Annotated in this window: 25 protein-coding genes and 1 pseudogene; 14 read left to right on the top strand and 12 right to left on the bottom strand. The window is 40.7% G+C overall.

Translation table 11 applies throughout. From position 1 onward, the window contains the following. Positions 1 to 158 precede the first annotated feature (158 nt). The 4 genes and pseudogenes from AC5JM2_RS23670 to AC5JM2_RS23655 form a co-directional block, all read left to right on the top strand. Complete coding sequence (locus tag AC5JM2_RS23670; RefSeq protein ID WP_495837272.1) at positions 159 to 845, top strand: hypothetical protein; 687 nt, start codon at positions 159 to 161, stop codon at positions 843 to 845. A gap of 47 nt (positions 846 to 892) precedes the next feature. Beyond that, entirely contained in the window at positions 893 to 1834 is a 942-nt protein-coding gene (locus AC5JM2_RS23665; RefSeq protein WP_495837271.1) for a DUF1822 family protein, read from the top strand. 235 nt (positions 1835 to 2069) lie between these two features. After that, entirely contained in the window at positions 2070 to 3896 is a 1827-nt protein-coding gene (locus AC5JM2_RS23660; protein ID WP_495837270.1) for an nSTAND1 domain-containing NTPase, read from the top strand. Continuing rightward, positions 3889 to 5767 (top strand): annotated as a pseudogene (locus tag AC5JM2_RS23655) (WD40 repeat domain-containing protein); the annotation flags it as partial. The gene AC5JM2_RS23660 and the pseudogene AC5JM2_RS23655, both read left to right, overlap by 8 nt. Positions 5768 to 6045: 278 nt before the next feature. Here the strand turns inward: AC5JM2_RS23655 and AC5JM2_RS23650 are convergent. The 3 genes from AC5JM2_RS23650 to AC5JM2_RS23640 all read right to left on the bottom strand — a co-directional run bounded on the left by AC5JM2_RS23650 (position 6046) and on the right by AC5JM2_RS23640 (position 6912). Then, the gene (locus tag AC5JM2_RS23650; protein ID WP_495837269.1) at positions 6046 to 6384 is read right to left on the bottom strand and encodes a HepT-like ribonuclease domain-containing protein; all 339 of its coding nucleotides are present in this window, start codon (positions 6382 to 6384) and stop codon (positions 6046 to 6048) included. Further along, complete coding sequence (locus AC5JM2_RS23645; RefSeq protein ID WP_210616362.1) at positions 6381 to 6671, bottom strand: nucleotidyltransferase family protein; 291 nt, start codon at positions 6669 to 6671, stop codon at positions 6381 to 6383. The genes AC5JM2_RS23650 and AC5JM2_RS23645 overlap by 4 nt, the downstream gene beginning before the upstream one ends. Positions 6672 to 6780: 109 nt before the next feature. Then, positions 6781 to 6912, bottom strand: a complete 132-nt coding sequence (locus AC5JM2_RS23640) for a hypothetical protein (protein WP_495837268.1) — start codon at positions 6910 to 6912, stop codon at positions 6781 to 6783. A 62-nt stretch (positions 6913 to 6974) separates the two neighbouring features. Here AC5JM2_RS23640 and AC5JM2_RS23635 point away from each other — a divergent pair, with 62 nt between their 5' ends. Genes AC5JM2_RS23635 through AC5JM2_RS23625 form a run of 3 tightly spaced genes read left to right on the top strand, consistent with a single transcriptional unit; the run spans position 6975 to position 7946 of the window. Continuing rightward, positions 6975 to 7283: a type II toxin-antitoxin system HicB family antitoxin gene (locus AC5JM2_RS23635; protein WP_495837267.1), complete on the top strand. Its 309-nt coding sequence runs from the start codon at positions 6975 to 6977 to the stop codon at positions 7281 to 7283. Between the two features lie 23 nt (positions 7284 to 7306). After that, positions 7307 to 7570, top strand: a complete 264-nt coding sequence (locus AC5JM2_RS23630) for an AbrB/MazE/SpoVT family DNA-binding domain-containing protein (RefSeq protein ID WP_495837266.1) — start codon at positions 7307 to 7309, stop codon at positions 7568 to 7570. After that, the gene (locus tag AC5JM2_RS23625; protein ID WP_495837265.1) at positions 7557 to 7946 is read left to right on the top strand and encodes a type II toxin-antitoxin system VapC family toxin; all 390 of its coding nucleotides are present in this window, start codon (positions 7557 to 7559) and stop codon (positions 7944 to 7946) included. The genes AC5JM2_RS23630 and AC5JM2_RS23625 overlap by 14 nt, the downstream gene beginning before the upstream one ends. Before the next feature lie 119 nt (positions 7947 to 8065). On the opposite strand, the gene AC5JM2_RS23620 is transcribed toward AC5JM2_RS23625, so the two are convergent. The 4 genes from AC5JM2_RS23620 to AC5JM2_RS23605 form a co-directional block, all read right to left on the bottom strand. After that, positions 8066 to 8725 (bottom strand): Uma2 family endonuclease, encoded by a 660-nt coding sequence (locus AC5JM2_RS23620; RefSeq protein ID WP_495837264.1) that lies wholly within the window; start codon positions 8723 to 8725, stop codon positions 8066 to 8068. Between the two features lie 71 nt (positions 8726 to 8796). Beyond that, positions 8797 to 9069 carry a XisI protein gene (locus AC5JM2_RS23615; protein WP_495837263.1) on the bottom strand — a complete coding sequence of 91 codons (273 nt, stop codon included), beginning with the start codon at positions 9067 to 9069 and terminating at the stop codon, positions 8797 to 8799. 56 nt (positions 9070 to 9125) lie between these two features. Then, the gene (locus AC5JM2_RS23610) at positions 9126 to 9536 is read right to left on the bottom strand and encodes a XisH family protein (protein ID WP_495837262.1); all 411 of its coding nucleotides are present in this window, start codon (positions 9534 to 9536) and stop codon (positions 9126 to 9128) included. Between the two features lie 95 nt (positions 9537 to 9631). Further along, positions 9632 to 9907, bottom strand: a complete 276-nt coding sequence (locus AC5JM2_RS23605) for a ribbon-helix-helix domain-containing protein (protein WP_495837261.1) — start codon at positions 9905 to 9907, stop codon at positions 9632 to 9634. Between the two features lie 441 nt (positions 9908 to 10348). Between AC5JM2_RS23605 and AC5JM2_RS23600 the strand changes: the two genes are divergently transcribed. The 3 genes from AC5JM2_RS23600 to AC5JM2_RS23590 all read left to right on the top strand — a co-directional run bounded on the left by AC5JM2_RS23600 (position 10349) and on the right by AC5JM2_RS23590 (position 13350). Continuing rightward, the gene (locus AC5JM2_RS23600; protein ID WP_495837260.1) at positions 10349 to 11251 is read left to right on the top strand and encodes a M48 family metallopeptidase; all 903 of its coding nucleotides are present in this window, start codon (positions 10349 to 10351) and stop codon (positions 11249 to 11251) included. A 453-nt stretch (positions 11252 to 11704) separates the two neighbouring features. Continuing rightward, the gene (locus AC5JM2_RS23595; protein ID WP_495837259.1) at positions 11705 to 12163 is read left to right on the top strand and encodes a hypothetical protein; all 459 of its coding nucleotides are present in this window, start codon (positions 11705 to 11707) and stop codon (positions 12161 to 12163) included. A 122-nt stretch (positions 12164 to 12285) separates the two neighbouring features. Further along, complete coding sequence (locus AC5JM2_RS23590) at positions 12286 to 13350, top strand: glutathione S-transferase family protein (protein WP_495837258.1); 1065 nt, start codon at positions 12286 to 12288, stop codon at positions 13348 to 13350. Positions 13351 to 13358: 8 nt separating this feature from the next. On the opposite strand, the gene AC5JM2_RS23585 is transcribed toward AC5JM2_RS23590, so the two are convergent. Next, entirely contained in the window at positions 13359 to 14156 is a 798-nt protein-coding gene (locus AC5JM2_RS23585; RefSeq protein WP_495837338.1) for a DUF3891 family protein, read from the bottom strand. A gap of 181 nt (positions 14157 to 14337) precedes the next feature. Here AC5JM2_RS23585 and AC5JM2_RS23580 point away from each other — a divergent pair, with 181 nt between their 5' ends. Then, positions 14338 to 15069 carry a hypothetical protein gene (locus AC5JM2_RS23580; RefSeq protein WP_495837257.1) on the top strand — a complete coding sequence of 244 codons (732 nt, stop codon included), beginning with the start codon at positions 14338 to 14340 and terminating at the stop codon, positions 15067 to 15069. Positions 15070 to 15432: 363 nt separating this feature from the next. Here AC5JM2_RS23580 and gatB read toward each other — a convergent pair whose 3' ends face one another. The 3 genes from gatB to AC5JM2_RS23565 all read right to left on the bottom strand — a co-directional run bounded on the left by gatB (position 15433) and on the right by AC5JM2_RS23565 (position 18578). Then, a complete protein-coding gene (gatB, locus tag AC5JM2_RS23575) occupies positions 15433 to 16908 on the bottom strand; it encodes an Asp-tRNA(Asn)/Glu-tRNA(Gln) amidotransferase subunit GatB (RefSeq protein WP_495837256.1) in 1476 nt (491 codons plus the stop codon). Between the two features lie 150 nt (positions 16909 to 17058). Next, a complete protein-coding gene (locus AC5JM2_RS23570) occupies positions 17059 to 17559 on the bottom strand; it encodes a HugZ family pyridoxamine 5'-phosphate oxidase (protein ID WP_495837255.1) in 501 nt (166 codons plus the stop codon). A 362-nt stretch (positions 17560 to 17921) separates the two neighbouring features. After that, the gene (locus tag AC5JM2_RS23565) at positions 17922 to 18578 is read right to left on the bottom strand and encodes a DUF3386 domain-containing protein (protein WP_495837254.1); all 657 of its coding nucleotides are present in this window, start codon (positions 18576 to 18578) and stop codon (positions 17922 to 17924) included. A 102-nt stretch (positions 18579 to 18680) separates the two neighbouring features. Here AC5JM2_RS23565 and AC5JM2_RS23560 point away from each other — a divergent pair, with 102 nt between their 5' ends. From AC5JM2_RS23560 to AC5JM2_RS23550, 3 genes are all read left to right on the top strand, one after another. Beyond that, positions 18681 to 19358, top strand: a complete 678-nt coding sequence (locus AC5JM2_RS23560) for a LuxR C-terminal-related transcriptional regulator (protein WP_495837253.1) — start codon at positions 18681 to 18683, stop codon at positions 19356 to 19358. A 109-nt stretch (positions 19359 to 19467) separates the two neighbouring features. Beyond that, positions 19468 to 19674: a hypothetical protein gene (locus AC5JM2_RS23555; protein WP_495837252.1), complete on the top strand. Its 207-nt coding sequence runs from the start codon at positions 19468 to 19470 to the stop codon at positions 19672 to 19674. A gap of 314 nt (positions 19675 to 19988) precedes the next feature. Beyond that, on the top strand, positions 19989 to 20189 hold the full coding sequence (locus tag AC5JM2_RS23550; RefSeq protein ID WP_495837251.1) for a type II toxin-antitoxin system RelE/ParE family toxin: 201 nt from the start codon (positions 19989 to 19991) through the stop codon (positions 20187 to 20189). A 63-nt stretch (positions 20190 to 20252) separates the two neighbouring features. Here AC5JM2_RS23550 and AC5JM2_RS23545 read toward each other — a convergent pair whose 3' ends face one another. Further along, on the bottom strand, positions 20253 to 21752 hold the full coding sequence (locus AC5JM2_RS23545) for a mechanosensitive ion channel domain-containing protein (RefSeq protein WP_495837250.1): 1500 nt from the start codon (positions 21750 to 21752) through the stop codon (positions 20253 to 20255). Between the last annotated feature and the right edge of the window lie 45 nt (positions 21753 to 21797).

Here is a 21797-nt window from a genome sequence, read left to right as displayed (position 1 = left end):
TACTACATACAATATTATTCTTAATTTTGCGTAAAAACTCCCCGTCTCATTCGTAGAAGGGTTTGAAGTGGTACGGGAGTCTTATCGCATCATTTTATATTAATGTTTCGATATTTACAACAAATTACCGAACTTTTGGAGTTAAGCAGGAGGTTTCAATGGATGAAGATGTTTTAAATTATCAACTGCGACAGTTAGTAAACGAAGCACAACAACATCCGCCTAAGAGTCGTGAACGAAGGAAAGCGTTGAATCGGTTAATCAAAAAAATTCAGGATTCCGGAAAAATAAAAAGATTTACAGAATGGGAAGATTATCCTCATTTTCAAGACATTTATGACGAAGCACTGGGAAAAACCTGGATGAAAATTTGCGAAAATATCCATAATTACAATCCACAACATCCGGTTATGGCTTGGGTAAATCAAATAATGAACTCACGGTTTTTTGAGATTCTCAGACAAGCCAGACGACAACAAGCAATCTTCTGTCTGGATGAATTATATAGTTTGGAAGTTGGTTTTGATAATTCGGCGAAAGGGCAATTGTCTAGAGTTCGCAAAGAACTAAAAGAAAAAGAAGTATCTCAAACCTACGAAAATAGCGAAAATTATTTACTTAGAGAATTTATCAAAGATGATCCAGAAAGGATTTTACAGATTACTTACATCGGAAATGACATAAATGCCAATTTGCAACGAATTTTATTAATGAGATTAGATGGAGAAGAGTGGAAGTATATATCGGAAAAATTAGATCATCCAATACCAAGACTTTCTGAGCTTTACCAACGGAGTCTAAAAAAGCGTAAGATTATCGATTATTTTCGTAGATATTTACAGTAGTTTACAATCATTCACTCTTTGCACTTCAACATTAAGGATAATTAATTATGAACGCTAACGCTGAACAAATATCTTTTAGAGTTCCTTTGAGTTTTGAGGCTCATGATAAGGCTGATAAGCGCAGACAAGGGATATCAAACAATGAAAATGCCAGAAAAATATATCTCAATACTTTAGCTGTATATGCAGTAGATTCTTATCTTCGCTGTATGGATTTTGAAACCAATCAAGAAGAAGAAGATAATTACAATCCTTGGATGCGGAGTTTAATAGATGTAGCAGAGTTAGAAGTCAAAAATATTGGAAAGTTAGAGTGTCGTCCTGTTTTACCAAATGCAGAATATTTGGAGATTCCGCCAGAGGTTAGATTTGATAGAGTTGGCTATGTAGCCGTGCAGCTGAGCGAATCTTTAAAATCAGCGACGATTCTAGGTTTTACAACTCAAGCAGCCGCAAAAGTTTCTCTGAGTCAGTTGCAATCAGTAGACGATTTACTCGATTATTTGACGGAGAAAGAACAAGCAGCAACAGTTAGTCTTCAGCAATGGATAAAAGGAGTTATTACAGAAGGCTGGCAGACAATTGATGAACTTTTACATCCGCAACAAATCGAATGGATGGGGTGTAGAAGTTTCAGTATCACACGCGGTAGAAAAATTGATTTGGGTTTGGAGTTAAATGGCGAATCTGTTGCTTTGATTGTGACGCTCGCAGCAGAAAATCAGTTAGCAATTAAAAATCAAGATGAAGTGAAAATTTTGATACAAGTGTCTCTCCCTAAAGATGAATATATACCTGGGGAAAAAGTGTATATATCTGAAGGATTAAAGGTGGCTGTGATTGATGATCAGGGAGAGGAAGTTTTAGATACGACTTCTCGGCAGAAAGATAATTGGATTGAAGTCGAATTTAGCGCTGATTTTGGGGAGACATTTAGTATTGATGTCATTTTAGGAGAGTCGAAAGTAAGACAAGAGTTCGTTGTGTGATAAGTATATTGCGTGGGGGCGATCGCAATACGGTTCGGTTAACGTTTTAATCTTTTGAAGATCCCCCCAACCCCCCTTAAAAAGGGGGGCTTTTAACCCTCTTTTACCCCCTTTTTAAGGGGGTCGCCGCAGGCGGGGGGATCTTAACCGAACCGTATTGGGGGCGATCGCTCTACCGTGTTCCTACTTTCTTATAGCCCTTCGTCCCTACAAAAAAAAATCATTTACATTGCTTATGAAAAAATTAGTGCTGCTCAAGTTTTATGGTAAGATTAATTCCGAACTTAATGTAACTTTAGAAATTGCTAATGATGGAGAAACACCTCATCGAACAATCACAGCTAAGTTACCAGGCAATACGACTATTACCCCATTATTAAATACATGGCACAATACCTATCGCAGTCGGTATGGTCAATTTAGAATTAAAGCTATTCAAGTTCGCAGCATTAATATTCAATCTCTGAATGAAGAGTGCGAAAAGCAATCAATAAACTTACTGGAGAATTTTAATTCTTGGCTAGCTTCAGCATCTTTTGACTCAATTGTCAATTGTTTAAAGGAATTAGAACCAGAAAATGAAATCAGAATAATTATTACAACTTCTTGCCATGAATTACGTCAGCTACCCTGGCATTTGTGGGATATTTTAAGTAAGTTTCCACTGGTAGAAGTGGCTTTAAGCTCACCCAATGCTGAACGTGGGGAAAGACCTTACCGAGAAAAGATTAGAATTTTAATTATTTTAGGCGATCGCACGGGAATTAATATAGACGAAGATAAGCAATATTTGCAAAGTTTCTGTGGCAATGATGCCGAAATTATTTTAACTGACAACCCATCCCGCCAGGAATTAAATCATTACCTGCAAGATAATCTAGGGTGGGATATGTTGTTTTTCTCTGGACATTCCCAAACTCAAGGAATGCAGGGAAGGATTTATTTAAATAACTGTGATAGTTTGACGATGGCAGAATTGAGAGATGCTTTGCAAGTGGCGATAAAAAGACGATTGCAAATAGCGTTTTTTAATTCTTGCGATGGTTTGGGTATTGCCTACGAATTAGAACAATTGAATATTCCGCAAGTGATTGTCATGCGGGAACCTGTACCAGATCAGGTAGCGCAGAAGTTTTTGAAGTATTTTTTACAAGAGTTTACTAGTGGAAAGTCTCTCTATATTTCTGTGAGAAATGCGCGGAGTGAGTTACAAAAACTTGAGTCAGAATTTCCTTGTGCAAGTTGGTTGCCTGTTATTGTCCAAAATCAGACGGAAATACCACCAACTTGGCAAAGTTTGGGGATAATTTCTTTTTGTCCCTATCAAGGGTTAGCGGCGTTTGGGGAAGCGAACGCCCAGTATTTTTTTGGTAGAGAGAAGGCGACTTTGCAGCTTGTATCCTCCGTTAACAGCAAGCCGTTAGTTGCTGTGGTTGGTGCTTCTGGAAGCGGAAAGTCATCGTTGGTGTTTGCTGGTTTAATTCCTCAGTTGCGTCGGGATACTGTTAATAGTTGGCTGATTCTCTCGTTTCGTCCTTTGAAAAATCCTTTTGAGTCGTTAGCGTTGGCGTTGGCATCAGCGTTTAACTTGGAGGATGGCGACGATCGCCACTTACTCGAAGCTAAACTAGAACTCCAATTGCGACAAGATACGTCAACTCTGCAAACAACTATCGAAAGCATCCAAACTTTATCTCCCGACTCGCAGCGCCGATTGTTGCTTGTTGGCGATCAATTTGAAGAAATTTATACGCTTTGCGCGGATGCATCGGAACGCAAAATCTTTTTAGATGGATTGCTGCAAGCGGTGAACAATGCACCGTTTTTTACTCTGGTGCTTACTTTGCGGGCGGACTTTTTTAGCAAGGCGCTTGATGATTACGAACCTTTTGGCAAAGCGTTGCAGAATTATCAACCAGAATTACTGGTGCGGATGAACCGGGAAGAATTAGAACGGTGGAAAATTCCTTACAGGAAATATTTGGAAACCTTGGATAGCAGGGGAAACACAGATGCAAACTCTATCGACATTGCTAAAGGTGGTAGAAGAGTTTCAAGTTAAAACCCTTAAAGGTCATACAGCCCCCGTTAATAGCGTCAGCTTTAGCCCAGATGGCAAAACCCTTGCTTCCGGGGCTAATGAAAATACGGTGAAACTTTGGGATATCAACAGTGGCAAGGAAATTAAAATTCTCAAAGGTCATACAGACTCCGTTAATAGTGTTAGCTTTAGCCCGGATGGTAAAATCCTTGCTTCGGCATCTAGTGACAAAACAGTGAAACTGTGGGATCTCAACACTGGTAGAGAAATTAAAACACTTATTGGGCATACAGAACATGTTACAAGCGTCAGCTTTAGCCCGAATGGCAAAAGCTGACGCTTCGGCATCTAGTGACAAAACAGTGAAACTGTGGGATCTCAACAGTGGTACAGAAATTAAAACCCTTAAGGGGCATACATCCTCTGTTACAAGCGTCAGCTTTAGCCCAGATGGCAAAACCCTTGCTTCCGCATCATATGACAAAACGGTGAAACTGTGGGATATCAACACTGGTAGAGAAATTAAAACCCTTAATGGGCATACATCCTCTGTTACAAGCGTCAGCTTTAGCCCGAATGGCAAAACCCTTGCTTCCGCATCATTACTTGACAACACGGTGAAACTGTGGGACACAGACAGTGGTAGGGAAGTTAAAACACTTACTGGACATGCATCCTGGGTTAATAGCGTTAGCTTTAGCCCAGATGGTAAAATCCTTGCTTCCGCATCTGTTGACAAGACAGCGAAACTGTGGGATATAAACAGTGGCAAGGAAATTAAAACCCTTCAATGGCATACATCCGGAGTTAATGGCGTTAGCTTTAGCCCAGATGGCAAAACTCTTGCTTCTGCATCTACTGACGACACGGTGAAACTGTGGAATATCAACAGTGCTAGGAAAGTTAAGATTCTTCAAGGGCATACATCATGGGTTGATAGTACCAGCTTTAGTCCCGATGGTAAAACCCTTGCCGCATCTCGTGACAAAACGGTGAAACTGTGGGATCTAAAAAGTGGCAAGAAAATTAAAATCCTGAAAGGTCATACAGACAATGTTAATAGCGTCAGCTTTAGTCCCGATGGAAAAACCCTTGCTTCCGTATCTGACAATACGATAATTTTGTGGGATGTCAACAGTGATAGACAAATCCTGAAATGGCATACAGAATATGTTAATAGCGTCAGCTTTAGTCCCGATGGAAAAACTCTTGCTTCCGGGTCTGCTTTGGACAAGACAGCGAAACTGTGGGATATAAACAGTGGCAAGGAAATTAAAACCCTTCAAGGGCATACAAACACTGTTGATAGCGTCAGTTTTAGCCCGGATGGAAAAACTCTTGCTTCCGGGTCTGCTGACAAGATAGCGAAACTGTGGGATATAAACAGTGGCAAGGAAATTAAAACCCTTCAAGGGCATACAAACACTGTTGATAGCGTCAGTTTTAGCCCGGATGGTAAAATCCTTGCTACCGCATCTATTGACAAGACAGCGAAACTGTGGGATGTCAAAAGTGGTAAGGAAATTAAAACCCTTAAAGGTCATACAGACTTGTTTACAAGCCTCAGCTTTAGTCCCGACGGCAAAACCCTTGCTTCCGCATCACATGACAATACGGTGAAATTGTGGAATGTTAACACTGGTAGGGAGATTCAAACTCTCAAAGAAGACAAAGGTAATTTTAACAGCTCCTATATTCAAAGCCTCAGCTTTAGTCCCGATGGTAAAACCCTTGCTTCTGCGTCCAGTGATAATACTATAAAACTGTGGAATTTCGATTTAGATAATTTGCTGGTGCGGGGGTGTGGCTTAATACGAGACTACCTACAAAATAAAAATAACCCCGATGTCAGCGCAGAAGATAGGCGTTTGTGTGACGACATCAAGCGTTGAGGGTCAATAGCGATGTTAATTCAATTAAAATCAAAATAAACTTAATACGCCACACCCCAGATAATGACAGACAAGCAATTACTAGAACGTATTAGATCTTGCACCTCGACCTGAGTACGCCTTGAACTGAAGTTCAAGGCTAATAAGCCAAGTCCGTTAAAACGGACTGAAAGACTTATCCAGTCCGTTTTAACGGACTTGGACTTTGAGCCAAGAAATTTATTTCTTGGCGGACGAACATTATGGTGCAAGATCTGAGCTAGCAGGAAAGCCTGTAATTACTTCCCCAATTCAAGCAAAATCGCCTCAATAGTTGCCTTTAGTTGGGGCAAATTCTGCTCAATCACGCCCCAAACTCGATTTAAATTCACCTTCAAATAATCATGAATCAGTACATCTCTAAAACCTGCTACTTGCTGCCAAGGTACATCTGGGTAAACTGCTCTGATTTCGGGAGATAACCGCTTCGTTGCTTCCCCAATAATTTCAAAATTTCTAATTACCGCATCTTGAATTATAGTGGTTTGCAAAAATACCTCTTTGCCATCACGAGTATAAGACTCTATGCGCTCGATACATTCAAAGATGTTGCTCAAGTACAGCCGATCATCTCTCACAACACCACAGCTTCCCGCAACACTTTATCTCTAATCAACTCATGTAGAGTTTCTGGTTCAGTTAGATCCACTTTACGTCCTAGCAATTCTTCCAAGGACTGCATCAAAGCAATTTGATCTAGTAAGGTTCGTTGTGGTTCAAGTTCCACCAGAAAATCTACATCACTATCTAGTCTTGCTTCTCCTCTCGCCACAGAACCAAATACCCGGACATTATACGCTCCGTACAAAGCCGCAATTCTCAAAATTTCTTCCCGATAAGCTTTAAGTATTTCATCAATGCCCATAGCCTAACCCAAAATGATTTCAACAAATCTCTACCTCTAGTTTGGCATTTTCAGGCATCTTCTGGTCTTTGGTGTCAACGCTTATCATACTAACCTGCTCTAATAACAATCACAACCTACCCAACTCCCGCAAATTTTTCAAATCGAGTTCAAAATCTTCTATTTCATAAGAACCTATACAAATAGCCGATATTTTGATGTCAGAAAAAAAACCGCCGAACTCAGCGATATTGGAAACCATCGGTATAGGTTATAATGTTATCTATAGATAATTCTTATTTCTCAACCGAAAGATAAACAATTATGCAATACCAAATTTTTGTTCAAAATCAAAAAGATAACTTTGTAGCGTCAGTGGTTGGTATGCCAAATGTAATGGTTGAGGCTAATACAGAAGAAGAAGCTATATCAAAGGTTAAAACGGCGTTAGAAACGCAATTAGCAACAGGTAAGTTTGTGACTATCGAAGTTAATCCTAAAGAACTACCTCACCAAGAAATAACTCAGATGAAGTATGCAGGAATATTTGCTAACGATCCAACATTTGACGATTTTATGGAGAAACTAGCTACTATCCGCAAAGAATCACATACAATAATTTCAACAGAATAATTATATTTTATGTTCTCTCAATTATGGAAATCACAAAAATCTCCAATGAAGGACAAGTAATGATTCCCGAACCATTGCGAAAGTCTCATGGCTGGGAAGTGGGACAGGAACTAATAGCAATTGATATGGGTGACGGAATTCTTCTGAAACCAAAAAAACCTTTTTTAGAAACCACATTGGCTGATGTTGGTGGATGCTTAAAATACCAAGGCATACCAAAAACTCTTGAAGAAATGGATGATGCTATCCGTCAGGGTATAGAGGAATCATGGCATGGTGGCAGTTGATACTAATATAATTGTGCGTTTTTTGACTCAAGATGACGAATTACAATACCAAAAGAGTCTAGAAATTTTTCAAACACAGAATGTTTTTATACCTGATACTGTCATTCTCGAAACTGAATGGGTGCTTAGATTTGCCTATAAATTTAAACCTGTCGAGATTTGTGAAGCTTTAAGAAAACTTTTCGGCTTACCAAATGTTCATCTTAATAACGCAAATGTGGTGGCTCAATCGCTGCAATGGCATGAAGCTGGCTTAGATTTTGCGGATGCTTTTCACCTTGCCAATAGTCAAAATCATACACAATTTTATACTTTTGATGAGAAGTTTATAAAAAGAGCTAAGGGATTAACTACTTGTGAAGTACAGCAACCTTAAGTTTGTAATTTTACCTTTACAACAACTAAATATCTGTATTGTGTAGTTTAAAAAAAGTGCGATACGCGTAGCGTCAAGCGTTCGACTGAGCGCTCACGCCGAAGTCCTCCGGCTTATCGCTATGGCATGACATCATCTAGTTTCAGATCTAAATTTGGGAATAAATAAGAAGAAATAGTATCTCCCAAGCGATATTGTTGCTGCTGATATACACCATTAACTAATTGGCATACAGTAAAAGTAGGTTGTTTGGGATTACCGATAAATTGCAAACCACCCAAACCACGAAAATCTACAATCCAATATTCAGGAATTTCCAGAAAAGCATATTCTTCAACTTTTCTTGCATAATCATCTTGCCAATTAGTACTCACCCTTACGGGTTCGTCAGTTGCTTCAACGCGGGGAACCCGCGCAACGCACTGACTCACAACTTCCGCAACCAGCTTAATCGTATTACCATTACAAATAATAGGTTCCTTTTGCCAAAGTGGTTCTTTAGCGAGTTTTTCTTTATCTAAAACAATCACATCTGGACGTAATGCTGTTGCTTCTGCGCGTGGGTGTTTAATCAAACAAGTTTTGGGAATCAACCAGTTTAAATGAGTACGAAGAATTTCAGTATAAATTCTACCAGCAATATTTCCTGCAACTTCTTCATGAGGACCAGTTGGTTCCATGTCACGTAATTCTCCGTCAATAAGTTCGTAACGCGGATTATCCCCATACTCAACGAGAAATTGCTCGAAAGTGATAAGCTTGGGTGGGGTATAGGTCATAGTTCATATTGTGACAGCAGGTGGTTTTATTTTAGCGAAGCTATATTAATTCTTTCCCGTGCTTTTATTTCTCAAGTTCCAAACCCGGTAAACTGACGCACATAGGGTTCGTGAAATGCCAAAATAATATCTTGCTTGGGTACTCCCATTTCAACTAATCGATTGGCAATCCCCTCTTCTGTGCCATCATGTTGAATCCATATTCTCCCATCTTTAATATCGAGATGTAAAATACAGCCAAAATCGCGTTTATTTCCACGCCAGCCAACATAAAGTAGTTGATAGTGATCTTGCTGTTCGTCGAAAATTGTTTGTACTTCATACTCTTCGTAATTTCGTGACATCGAAGCTCGCTTTTGCCGTTCGCAAAGAAGATGTCGAATATATTGCCGATATTTTTCTACAGCCATTGACGAATAACCTCCTCTTGTACATCGTAAATCATCAATCGTAATTGATATTTTGCAACTGCCGATGCAATAAATTTCCTTTGAAAAAAAGTTTCATAAACTGGGACACGAACAGCTAAATAAAGTAAGCGAGCGGGTTCAATTTTATCTAATGCATCCCGATAATTTAAAAATTGTCCTAAAGCAGTATGAAATTCTGAAACATTCGATGGACTAATAAAGCTTTTAATTTCCACCGCTATTTTTTGTCCTTCTCGCTCTGCTCCTAAAAGTTGCTCTGCTGCTAAATCAATCTCAAAATCTACATCATTCACATTGATTTCATAAGGATCTGCCGTAATCATCCATCTGTCTTTTTCTAAAGCATTTCTGACAACATTATGAAATCTATCTTTTGCCATAAAAGTTCACTATACTAAAAATTAGGCTGGTTAAAAGTAGATAATACGCAGTATTCGCTTTAATTCCTATTTTAGCTTAATGACATCACCCTTGCTCAAGTATTGTATAGGTTTTTCCAAGCTTCGTCTTCCTCTTCGTTAAGCCAATATTCGTTTATTGCAGATTCGCTAAATTTCATTAAACTTCGTATTTTATCATCATCTAAGACTATTTTATTTTCATTTGTATGAGGCGAATTATCAGGCTGTAATTCTTTTTCTTCTAGTACCTTAAAAGCAGCACTAATAACTTCTAAAGCATTAGTATATTTACCCTTTTCTATCTGTTTTTTTATAAAATCCTCTTGTTCAGGATTTAGGGAAATGTTCATTTCCTAGTACCTTAGTTCTATTCTAAAATTTTACTGAAGAGTATGCACTCCACCTGACATTCTAGCTTTCTAGCTATATCTGGTTGCGCCAAAGTCGGGGCAAAAGTCCATCGCGTAAGCGCAAGCGAGGGCGAACACGGAGCGTGCGGTTTGCGCTCAGACGGGTACAGAGTGCGATAAGCCGGAGGCTTGACGCTACGCGTATCGCGCAGCGTGCGTCTTCACGCACTCGCTTGTCTGTAAGATTAGGGGACAGTGCGATCGCCCTTGGCGGGGCTTCGCCCATCGCATAGCTTAGCGTAGGTATCGCTTGCGTTTTATCGTTATTTTTGGGCAACCCCTGCTGGATTGAGAAAATTTTAAAAAATGCGTAATAACACAGTTGTCATTTCGTAAACATAATCAAAGGCATTGAAACGAAGCAAATAAGCATTTACGATTATGGCATCTTCATACATCCGCAAATTCCTTTTTACCACATTAGGTCTTAGCAGCAGCGTTTTACTCAACCTCAATACATCAGGTTTAGCCCATGCCATAAATACATTACCATCACTTTCAACAACTACAAATTCATCAACTTCCACCCCACGATTACAACCAAAAAATAATAATCTAAAATGGGTTTACAGCGTAGCGGAAAGAGTGATTCGTGCCAATGGACTTGATGAGCACCCGTGGCGCTTTCAAATCACTGATGAATATAATTTCAGTGCATACGCGGGTGAATTAAATAAAATAGTTATCTACAAAGGCTTGCTAGATCAAATCCACGGTGATGATGCAACTTTAGCTTTTATTATCAGTCATGAATTAGCCCACCACACACAACGCCATTTAGCACAGCAACAAGAAACAGAAGCTAGTTTAAAAGAAAAATTACTCAAACAAGCACAGTCAGAATATAACAATTGGATTGCACAAGAACGGAGAAAATCTAAAACTCCCATATATCCAGCTACAAAAGATGTCATGAAACAACAAATTATTCTTCAGAAAAAACAAGAGTTTGATAGAACCATACAAGCATTAAGTCGCCAGCATGAATTTCAAGCAGACGAAATCGGTTACACCTATATGATTAAAGCTGGTTATGATCCAAATGGAGGTTTGCGAGTGTTTAACCTGCTTTCTCGTTTACCCTCTGACTACACAGAAAATAGCAGCCATCCACCGACACAACAAAGAATTTATGCACTTAACCAAGTGATGAAGAAATATTCGTGGCTTCCTTTATGGATAGATGGTAATGAGCGATTAAAAAATAATCCTCAACCACTCAAATTAGATTTGTCAGAAGATAGAGTATCTTTGCGAATTAACTCCAGATTTATCTCTCGGTAATTCCTCTAAAAAAATCCGAAATTGCGTATTTGAACACAGGTAAATTCGTAGATGTAAGTGAAGAGGTTAAAAGGATAAAAGAAGGCGATGCTCCAGTTCTGAGTCGCTTTGCGAGCGCATTCTTTTTCTTCCACATCTTACACAAAATTGCAATTCCCCGGTAGTACCTGTCATTGCGAGTGAAACGAAGTGGAGCGAAGCAATCTCCCCTAAAGCGCTACTACAACAGAACGCAACTTGGTATTACACCTACAGATCGTTCCAACAATCAACTCATCCCACAAATTAAGAAAGATCTTGTGTACTAGTAATCTCGCCTTTTTGAACTTCAACAGGTGCAAGATACATATTCGCTTGTAGAAACGTGATCAAACCCGTCTCTACAAAATCCTTGTGCTTGATTTCAAGTGCATAAATTCCCGTACAAAATTACCACAAAAGGAAGCTTAACTTATGAATATCAAAGCTCATTTTTTAGGTGCAGCAGCTATTATCTCTGGCATCTCTGGTTTGCTTTTTATTGCACCAACTCCCGCGAGTGCTAACACTTTTATTGAGGAAGTAAGGGCGCAATTAATGGGAGGTGCAATTCGTGCTGGTTTAAATGGCTATCAGCTAACCCATGAACCTTTTATCGATGCAATTCGTAGTGGTGGCTCTGATTATTTAACCATAAATCTGCGTGCCGGTCACGAATATGGCATCGTTGGCGTGTGCGACGGAGATTGTGGAGATTTAGACCTTACCCTTTATAATAACCGTGGTCAAGTCGTTGCGGCTGATACCGATGATGATGACATTCCGGTTGTTGGTGTGACTCCAGCTCGAAGTGGAACGTATCGAGTCAAGGTTGATCTGCCCAGTTGCAACTCTGCAATATGCTACTACGGGGTTGGGGTTTTCGGTAAGTAATACCGATTCAAAAAATGTTTGCGACAGATGACTCAGGGATAAAATAACTCTTGTGGAACTAAGCGTGAAAAATGTAGCGTTACCATTAAATTTATGAACTGTACAACGCGCGGCTTAGTCTTATGTCACAACAAACCCTTTCACCAGTCGCAGACAAACAAACCAAAACAAAAAAGGGTAAGAAGTCACTTCCACCAAAGCTCATCATTAAGCTAGGAAAGTTCGTCTGGACGACTATTTGGCATCTGATGATGTCGAAATTAGCTCCCCGTAACAAGTCAGGCGAGTACATTCGACCAAACAGCGAATTTAGAAACTCTGTTGGGACAGAGCAAGGCAATCTGTATCAACCAGCAACAGGGCGTTACAATCTCATAGCAGGGCTGGGTTGTCCCTGGGCACATCGTACTCTTGTTGTGCGATCGCTCAAAGGACTTGAACAAGCAATATCGCTGACAATTGTGTCGCCTTCTCCAATTGAAGGAGGTTGGGTGTTTAATCAGGAATACGAAGGTTGTCGTACGCTTGCCGAACTTTATGAATTAGCACAACCTGGTTACGGTGGACGCTTTACAGTTCCAGTGTTGTGGGACACCCAAACAAAGACGATTGTTAACAACGAAAGTTCAGAGATTATTGTGATGCTCAACTCACAGTTCAACGAGTTGGCAAACAATCCCACACTAGATCTCTACCCACAGGAACTCAAAGAAAAGATTGACCAATGGAATGAAAGGATTTACAGCAGTGTAAATAACGGGGTGTATCGTTGCGGCTTTGCCCAGACACAAGAAGCTTATGATCAAGTTTATCATGAACTGTTTACCGCTCTAGATGAAATTGACACAGCATTGAGTGGCAGTCGATACCTTTGTGGTGAGACTGTCACACTGGCAGACGTCCGTTTGTTTACAACGTTATTCCGCTTCGATACTGTTTACTACGCGCTTTTTAAGTGTAATCGCAAAAGAATTCAGGACTATCAGAACCTGGGACCTTACCTGCGTGACTTGTATCAAATCAGAGGTATTGCTGACACCTGCGACTTAGAAAGTGTCAAGCAAGACTACTACGGGAATTTGTTTCCACTCAATCCAGGTGGTATTATCCCATCTGGTCCTGATCCAATGTTTCTTCAAGAACCACATAATCGCGACAAGATGGGCAAGCAAACAAATTATGTATAAAAAGCTTTCTAGTCTGGTTGCAAAGTCGTGCTCAGAGTCACCGCACAATCACTCATCAAAGCTTCTCGCATCGCTTTTTCATCACTAAAAGTCTCCTGTAAAAGTCGTCCCTCGTAAACAAGTTCTACCTGACTGTATTGAAAAGGCCAAGGAGATACTGTGACTTGATAATGGTTGTTTTTAACCTCTTTTAAAGTCAGTTTGACAGTGGTTTCACCGTCAATTGTTGGTACGTGAGAAACATGTGCATCATTACTATTAGTTAATTCTTGACATAAAATGATAGATAGTGCATCCCATATAGCTATCAGTTTTCTATTGCGCTGAATAACTTCTGGTTTTGTATATGGTGCATAATATTGGTCATTTTTGAGAAAAGCTATCATTTGTTTTTGGAAGGCATATTCGCCCTCTAAAAACTGCTGCACAATTTGAGAGGAAGTTGCTGAGTTTTGCCAACTTGTAAAGCGTTCATACAAACCTGTTCCGTGAAGTGAGACAAGGAGTCCTACATACCTACTCAGAGGAAGTGCGAGTTGTCTAGCACCAGACCAGATATTTATATGCTCCCGCGTTGGAAGTTCCATAAATTTATAAGGGTAGCCAGTTTTCGGGTTCAGCGTCGGTGCTTGTTCCCAAAACAGCCAACCAATATCATGTAGTTCCGCACCGAGACAGACTTCTTTTTTTGGAGCAAAGTCACCAAAGTCTTCATTTCCCCAAACTTGTGCCAATTGACCTGAAAGCCAAGCGTGATTTGGTTGAGTAATGCAAATGAGTCCCTGTTTAGTGAAACGATGCAGCATAAATAAAAACCACGGGAGCATTGTTTTATATCTTTATTGTGAACTAATCACCAAACAAAAAACCTATGTTAAATGAATGTAACCAGGGCTATTTAAATCTTCCACTAGAGACTTCTGACGCTTGCTTAAACATTTTTTTGAACCTAGACCTAATGGTCGAGAAAAATGTATATAAAAAAATATGAAACTTAAAATATCGACTTGGAATTTGGTTATGTTCAAGCGACTTTTGTTACTGTTGTGTTGTGCGATCGCTGGTAGTAGTGCTGTTTTATTCTTCTTTTGGCAACAAGCAACTCAGCTACCTGCTTGGTACTCAAATCCATCGACAACAGCAAGTCTACCTGCCAAAACAGAGCAAAACGAAACCCAGATTCAACCATCAGAACAGCAAGTATTGAGTAAAATTTCTGAGCATCTTAAAGGGGCAAATGCCAAACGTGAAGTCCAACTAGATGCGAATGAAGTTAATACGCTGATTCTTTCAGGAATTGCTCAAACGACTGATAAAAGTCGGCTTGCTCAAGCAGTTGTTAAGACAAATACTCAAATTCAAGATGGCAAAATCTCTGCAGGTGCTGTGATAGATTTCAGAACAATTCCCTTAAACGAGTTGCCATCCCAGGAACAAGTTGCGATTTCCAAACTGTTATCAACTGTGCCCATCTTAAAATATCGCCCCGTATACATAGAGGTTGAAGGAAAACCCAAGGTGCACAATAAACAAATCAGCTTGGATCAGACAACCCGCGTTAAGTTGGGCAGTCTCAGCTTGACTCTCTCCGATATGTATCAACGTTTTGGGCTTGACGAAAAACTCCTCAACCAACAAGTTGCAAATGAATTGAAAAAACTTCCAGTGGAGGTGAAAGATGTTGAAGTTATGGGCGATCGCCTAGTCGTTCGTGGTTAGTTCGCTTTTCGCGATGCCAGTCACCCCGAAGGGATCTTCAATGCGTGAATTTTGTTAGCGCAGCGCGACGCAGTCCATTTTGAATTTTGAATTAACCGAAGCGGTAACGCACTTTCTAGCGTTGCAATGCCCGATACGTTCCGTAATGACCGGACAAGTAACCAAATTAAAGAAATAAAAAAGGAGAACCACTTGGGTAGCTCTCCAGATCATCAGGGTGCATCTACTAAACATAGTATATACTCTTTGGGGTGGGGGGTGTCACCCCTTTTTCCTGATTTTTTAGGATTTTTTTTGTAAAGAATTGTTAAGCAGGGGCTTACTGGAAAAATGGAGATGTTAAACCCAACGTCTTTACAGAGTTTAGCCGTTCAGCTTTTGTTCCACCAATTGGTTTGTGAGTTTGGGTTCTGCGAGTTTGTTGGTTTTTTTCAGAACTTGTCCCACAAAGAAGCCTTTGAGGTTGGTGTTACCGTTGCGGTACTTTTCTAGTTCTTTGGGATTGGCAGCCATGACTTCATCAATAATAGATTCCAGTACGCTGGGATCAGTGATGAGTTCTTTGCCTTTAAACAGTTCTTCAGGAGAAGTCCCACTCAGCAAGTCTGGTAGTTTTTCTTTGGCGATCGCATTGCTAATTTTCCCTTTCTCAATCCGAGTGATTACATCAGCCAAGTTAGTGGGTGTCAAGCCAATTTCGGTGATCTTGAGTTTATTTTTGTTGAGGTAAGCGGCGACATCCTGAGTAATCCAGTTAGCAGCAGCTTTAGGATTTGCCCCTGCAGCAATTACCGCTTCAAAATACTCAGCAGTTGCACGTTCTTCCGTCAAGACTCGCGCATCATAAGCAGTCAGCCCCAACTCGCTTTCATAATGATGGCGTTTGAGGGCTGGGAGTTCAGGAAGTTGACTGCGCCACTCTTGTAATTGTTGTTCTGAAACTTCGATGGGAGCTAAATCAGGTTCGGGGAAGTAGCGGTAATCGCTAGAACCTTCTTTAATCCGCATACTAATTGTACGTTGAGAACCTTCTTCCCACAGACGAGTTTCTTGTATGATACGTTCGCCAGCTTCTACTGCTGCAGTTTGCCGTTCAATTTCGTATTCAATCGCCCGTTGGATGGCGTTGAACGAGTTCATGTTTTTGATTTCTACTTTAGTGCCAAATTCCTTTTGTCCAACAGGACGCACGGAGATATTAACATCACAACGCAGAGAACCTTCTTGCATATTCCCGTCGCTGACGCCCAGGTAAAGTAAGATTCGACGCAATTCTTGGGCGTACTCAGCGGCTTCTTGTCCAGAACGCAAATCTGGTTCAGAAACAATTTCTACTAAAGGTATGCCAGCACGATTGTAATCTACCAGAGAGTAGGTGGAACCGGAAAGGCGATCGCTTCCTGCATGTACCAATTTCCCTGCATCTTCTTCCATATGCAGACGGGTGATACCAATCTTTTTGCGAACAGGGTTAGCGTCAGCATCTACCAATTCAATTTCTAACCAGCCATGTTCAGCAATGGGTAAGTCGTACTGAGAAATTTGATAATTTTTGGGTAAGTCAGGATAGAAATATTGCTTGCGGTCAAATTTGCTATATTTGGCGATTTGACAATTCAGCGCTAAACCTGCTTTAACAGCATATTCTAGAACTTTTTCATTCAGTACGGGCAAGACACCAGGCAAACCCATGCAAACCGGGTCAATGTTAGTATTGGGGTCAGCACCAAATGCCGTAGAGCTAGAAGAGAAAATTTTAGTTTTGGTGCTGAGTTGACAATGGGTTTCCAGACCAATAATCGCCTCGTATTCAGTTTTTACTGGAGCAGCAGAAGTCATAAAATCACAAATTAGGCATAGTCCTTCATAGTGGTACTATTTTAGCTTTATTACGACTTGCTTTGAATGTTTAAATCCTGATGCCTATTGACAGGAAAACCGACCACAAATTACAAAACGATATTTGGGTTGGTTGCTGTTATTCCTTTGCTATCCTTTGCTTTCACCAGTAATATGAGTCAAGGTGCTGAGGTCATTCGGATCGACATCATAAATAGCACCAAAGCCGATGACAAAGCGACCTTTGCTTGGCGTCAGTTGAAAAATGCGGAAGTCTGCTAAATCCCGCAATATCTGAATCATTTCTCCAAAACGCGCTTCAAAGCTATCTACAATTTGCTTCCATAAATCAGTCTCGCGTTCTACTAAGGTAGCTGTACAGTCAAAGGTTAAACGGCTACGGGCAAAAATTTGTTTAGTTTGAGACTCATCATCAATAAATAATACGCTTGCTTTGGGGACAGCATGAAGATTTTGAGTATGGGTAGAAAGACCACTGACATAGATGTAAATATTTCTGCTGTCATCTATCACAAAAGGAGCATAGCTAGCATTGGGGGTGTTATCAGCACTCACGGTACTGATAATAAGGCTTTGGAAAGAGTCTGTGAAACTTTGATAGGCGGCGAGGGCGGTTTCAAATTGGGACATACATGATACAACCTGTAGATAAAAAAGTAGTTTATATATGAAGGTTTGAAAAGTGTCCTAAATATCAGAAATTTCTGGAACTTCGCCGGAACCATCTGTAGTCTTATACCCAGAAGGACTTAAAAAATAACAGGGGTTAAACAATGTTTACTAATTTGGCTTTGATTGCTTTTGTGATTCTGTCTGCACCAGTTATCTGTCGTACAACAGAGGTTAAAAAAACAAGAAGAACTAGATAGTTATTAGATTTAGATTATTTATATGGAACCCAAGTAAAACTTATAAGTAACTTGGTAAAAAATAAGTCTATGAAAATACAGGCTAATATATGCACGTTGCATATATTAGCCCTATCAAAAAACTTAAGCAGCTACAGGTTCCAACAACTGAATGTTAGAAAAGATAATTTCCTGAATCGATAGTTGTGCTGCTGTCTGGGTCCGAATTTCTCGGCGATTTAGAATAAAGTAATCACCAACTTTTTCGTACTCATCTGTAAACTCGCTTCTTCCGCCCTTTTGTTCACCCGTTTTTGGATCGTGGTAAACAGAATCATATTGGTGGGACAGGTAACCTTCTCCGGTCTCATGACTGCTGAACGTGTTAATTGTCACAACAACACCGTGGATATGACGGTGGACGAGACAAACTTCATTATTGCGGAGTTTGTAGTGATCGCCCTCGGACTTTCCGCCTAGAAAAATTTCAACCGCACCAGTTTCGTCAGTCGCACCATAGCGAAATGTATTCTCGCCGTGGGTTTGTTCAAAGGAGCGACGAATGCGGTGAATCGCTATTTCCCAAGCTTGATTGTGAATCACTTGCTTTGCCTGCTCATCTTCTATCTCAAAAACTTCCGCTTTGAGATTTGAGTTGATACGAATTTTTCCTGTAAACACCTGCTCGTCTTGCTTATAAGTGACATCTGCGGTGTAGCCAGGGAAGTTTGTTTCCCAAGTGTAGCGGTTTTCGTAAGCAGCACGAAAAAGTTCTTGAGCAGAAACTTGTGTTACTGTCATTGTTTCTCCTATATATCACCAGTTATATTAGCTTTTTACCTTTGCTGCTATTAGCATAGAAGTAATTATTAAGTTTCGCATAGACCCCAAGTGGGTACACCTATGGAAAAGTCTCTCCAAACTGTATTTTATGAAATAGCTTCTGTGAGCAATGAGCAAGAATTACGACTAGCTCTGATAGATACAGTGGCGGAGTATTTTGGCGTGCAGCATTGGGGGATTCATCTGTTGGATGAGCCGTTCCTAACAGAGAATGTTCAGGATGTTCCTGGTGTGTGTATGGAAAGCAACCCAGTTGGACGCTACGTGGTTGAACGTCATGCTCCAGCTCACGAGCAATTGGTGTTACCTACAGGAGAGTGGAAGCATTTTTGCTCGCGCCATGATCATGAACACGTGATGAGTGGACCAATTGTTTGTGATGGACGTCTAGTGGGAACGCTTAATCTTGCTCGTGCGAGTGGAACTGCAGCTTTTAACGTCAATGATCTCGGGGACATGAGTGCTTTATGCCTTCATGTTTCTGCAAAACTTGCAACTTTACGCGCCAAACCAAAAACACCTGTGTGCTCGTTTGCTAGTCGTCTGACTCCCCGTGAGTTAGAAATTGCTGAGTTGGTAGCGCGGGGGTTAACCAATGGGGAAATTGGCGAACAACTATGGATCACACAAAATTCTGTGAAGCAGGCGCTCAAACGGATGTTTCGTAAGTTGGAAGTTTCAGCTCGTGCTGAAATGGTGGCAAAACTGCAAGATAGTTTGGGAGCGGTTGTGAGTTGATGGTTAACTAGACTTCTTGCATTAATATTTTTTGTTACGTCTTTTCATCTTCCAAGAACAAACAGCGTGTTAAATTAGTCGATGTAGATACGTTAAGGTTTTACAAACCATGACTTTCAGTGATGTGGTTGAGGCAATCAAAAGTCTTTCCACTGACGAAAAGCAAGAAATTCAACTGCTACTGAAGCAGTATCTGGGCGAAGAACGTCGCGAACAGATCCATAGGAACTTAAAGTCAGCACAGGTTGAGCAGCAAAAAGGGGAACTAAAGTTTTCTTCCAATATCAATGAACTGAGACAACTACTAGAGGAATAATAGTGGAAGTCAGTTTCAGTTCCTCATTCAAGCGTGCTTTAAAAAAGCGTATTAAAGGCAATGTAGATTTCAATACCTTTGCCAATTAACGAGGGTGAGTTGATGTCTAAACTCCCATTTCTCTGAGGCTTGGCAAAACAATAAGTCCTAAAAATTCCTTCAAGGTTTGTCGCAAGATTTTTTTAACGTATTGCCCGCAGCATAAAGGGTTTGAGAGTCAAAACTACAGGGTCAACTAAACGCTTATGTATGGGTCTTTTTGCCAGTTTTGCCAAAATTTTTGTAGGCTCTTATTTTGGCAAAGGTATTGAGATTTGGAAGCGAGATTTTGGCAGAAATTAGAGCAGTTCACAATTGACCCATTTGATACGAGCCTGAAAACGCACAAACTATCAGGAAAACTCAAGGATCCGTGGAGTTTTAGCATAGACTACGATGAGAGAGTATTGTTCCACTTCGCAGAAAATGCAAAAGCTGTGTTTGTAGATATTGGCAGTCATGATGAAGTGTACTGAGTAGTAAGCTATAGTTTGAAGTCCCACTATGTTAAAGTAGAATAAAACTAAATTACAAATTAATCAATCAATAGTTTTATGTCCATTATCAATAGAGCGTTGTTCAGTTTGATTAGCTCGTTTTGCCACATTAATAGCATTCTCTCGGACTTCAATCACTTTAGCCATTTCATGCGATAAGCTTGGCTGGCGTACCAGCATCGCATCAAGCGCATCTGCACCGATCACCATCACCTCTATGTCCTCTGCCGCCATGAATGAGACGGGACTGGGGCTGCGACTAAACAGTGACTGTACCCCAAAAAATTCTCCAGGGCACAGAGTTAGAACCTTTAACTCGTCGGCATCAGCATCATCTTGAACCGTCATGCTGGCAGACCCAGCAATAATGACGTATAAGGTACGAACACGCTCACCTTGGCAAACGATCTGCTCTCCTGCACCAAAGTGTTGAATGGTTGTTCCCTTGGCTAAATCATCGAGTTGACGCTGCTCTTTGGTAAGCGGGATGAAGGCAGGTATAGAAGAGAACGATTGGCTAAGTTTGTGCTTAGAATTTTCGACTCTGTTAGTTGGTAGCTCTACCTGGCATTCGTAGTTGTAGTGGTAAAGTACAAGACCGTTACGGCGAGCAGCGTACCAGAGGCGGGACATCAATTCACCTCGAATTGGCTTAACTGCTGCAAAATCTTTGACATAGAATTCCAGCTCATAAGTAATGAATGATCCCTCATAGGAAACAGGAGTACATTCTGGGGGCGGAGTTTCTAGAATTCCTCGGACTGACAGAGCTGTATTTGTGAGGACTCGCTTAACTAAATTGGGCGGATTGTCGTAGGAGAAACTCAGCTTAATTGTGGCGGAAGAGAAATGATCATTCCCAGTATGATTGCAAACAACTTCCTGCCCGATTACCTGATAGGGCAAGATGATCGCTTTGCGATCCGTCGTTAACAGACGTACTGATCGCCAGTTAATATCAGTCACCTGACCCTCAACTTCGCCGACCTTCAGCCAATCTCCTACACGATACGGGCGCTCAAACACCACCATAATTCCGGTCAAAATGCCGCCAAGCGGGTCTTTCAAGGCTAGACCCATGACAAGCGCGACTACGACTAGAGCAGTCGCTAGTCCAGCTAGGTCAACGCTCCATACCTTTGAGAGAATCAGTAGCCCACCAATTAAAATAGCTAAGAAGTGACAAAGGTTAATCAGTAGTTTTGGTATCCGGGACTGCCAAGACTCTGTCTGTGTCCGCTCAAATAACCATACATTGATCAGGGACAAAACAATGTTGATCGCCGATATCAAAAACAGCGTTTCCAGAATCTTGGAGAGTGACCCTTGTTGGTCAAGCCTAAAGACATCTCGAACAAATACTAGGAGGATGAAAGTCGGCAGGACGAAATTCTTTACCAGTTGCAAAATTGGAGCAAAGGCATTGTTCCGTCGCTTCAACTGCTGAATTACCTCTTCTAGCACAATAGTCAGCAATGGAAAGCCAAAGCCTAATGCGATCGCCCAAATAAACCAAGGCTCATTCCAGTTTGAGGTATTCATCAAACAGTTCCACGTGCACACAGGGGTCAGTTGTCTCCAAGTCGT

The organism is Brasilonema angustatum (assembly GCF_059505445.1).
The sequence above is the reverse complement of the archived record's forward strand: the minus strand, read 5'-3'. Positions and strand labels throughout refer to the sequence as shown.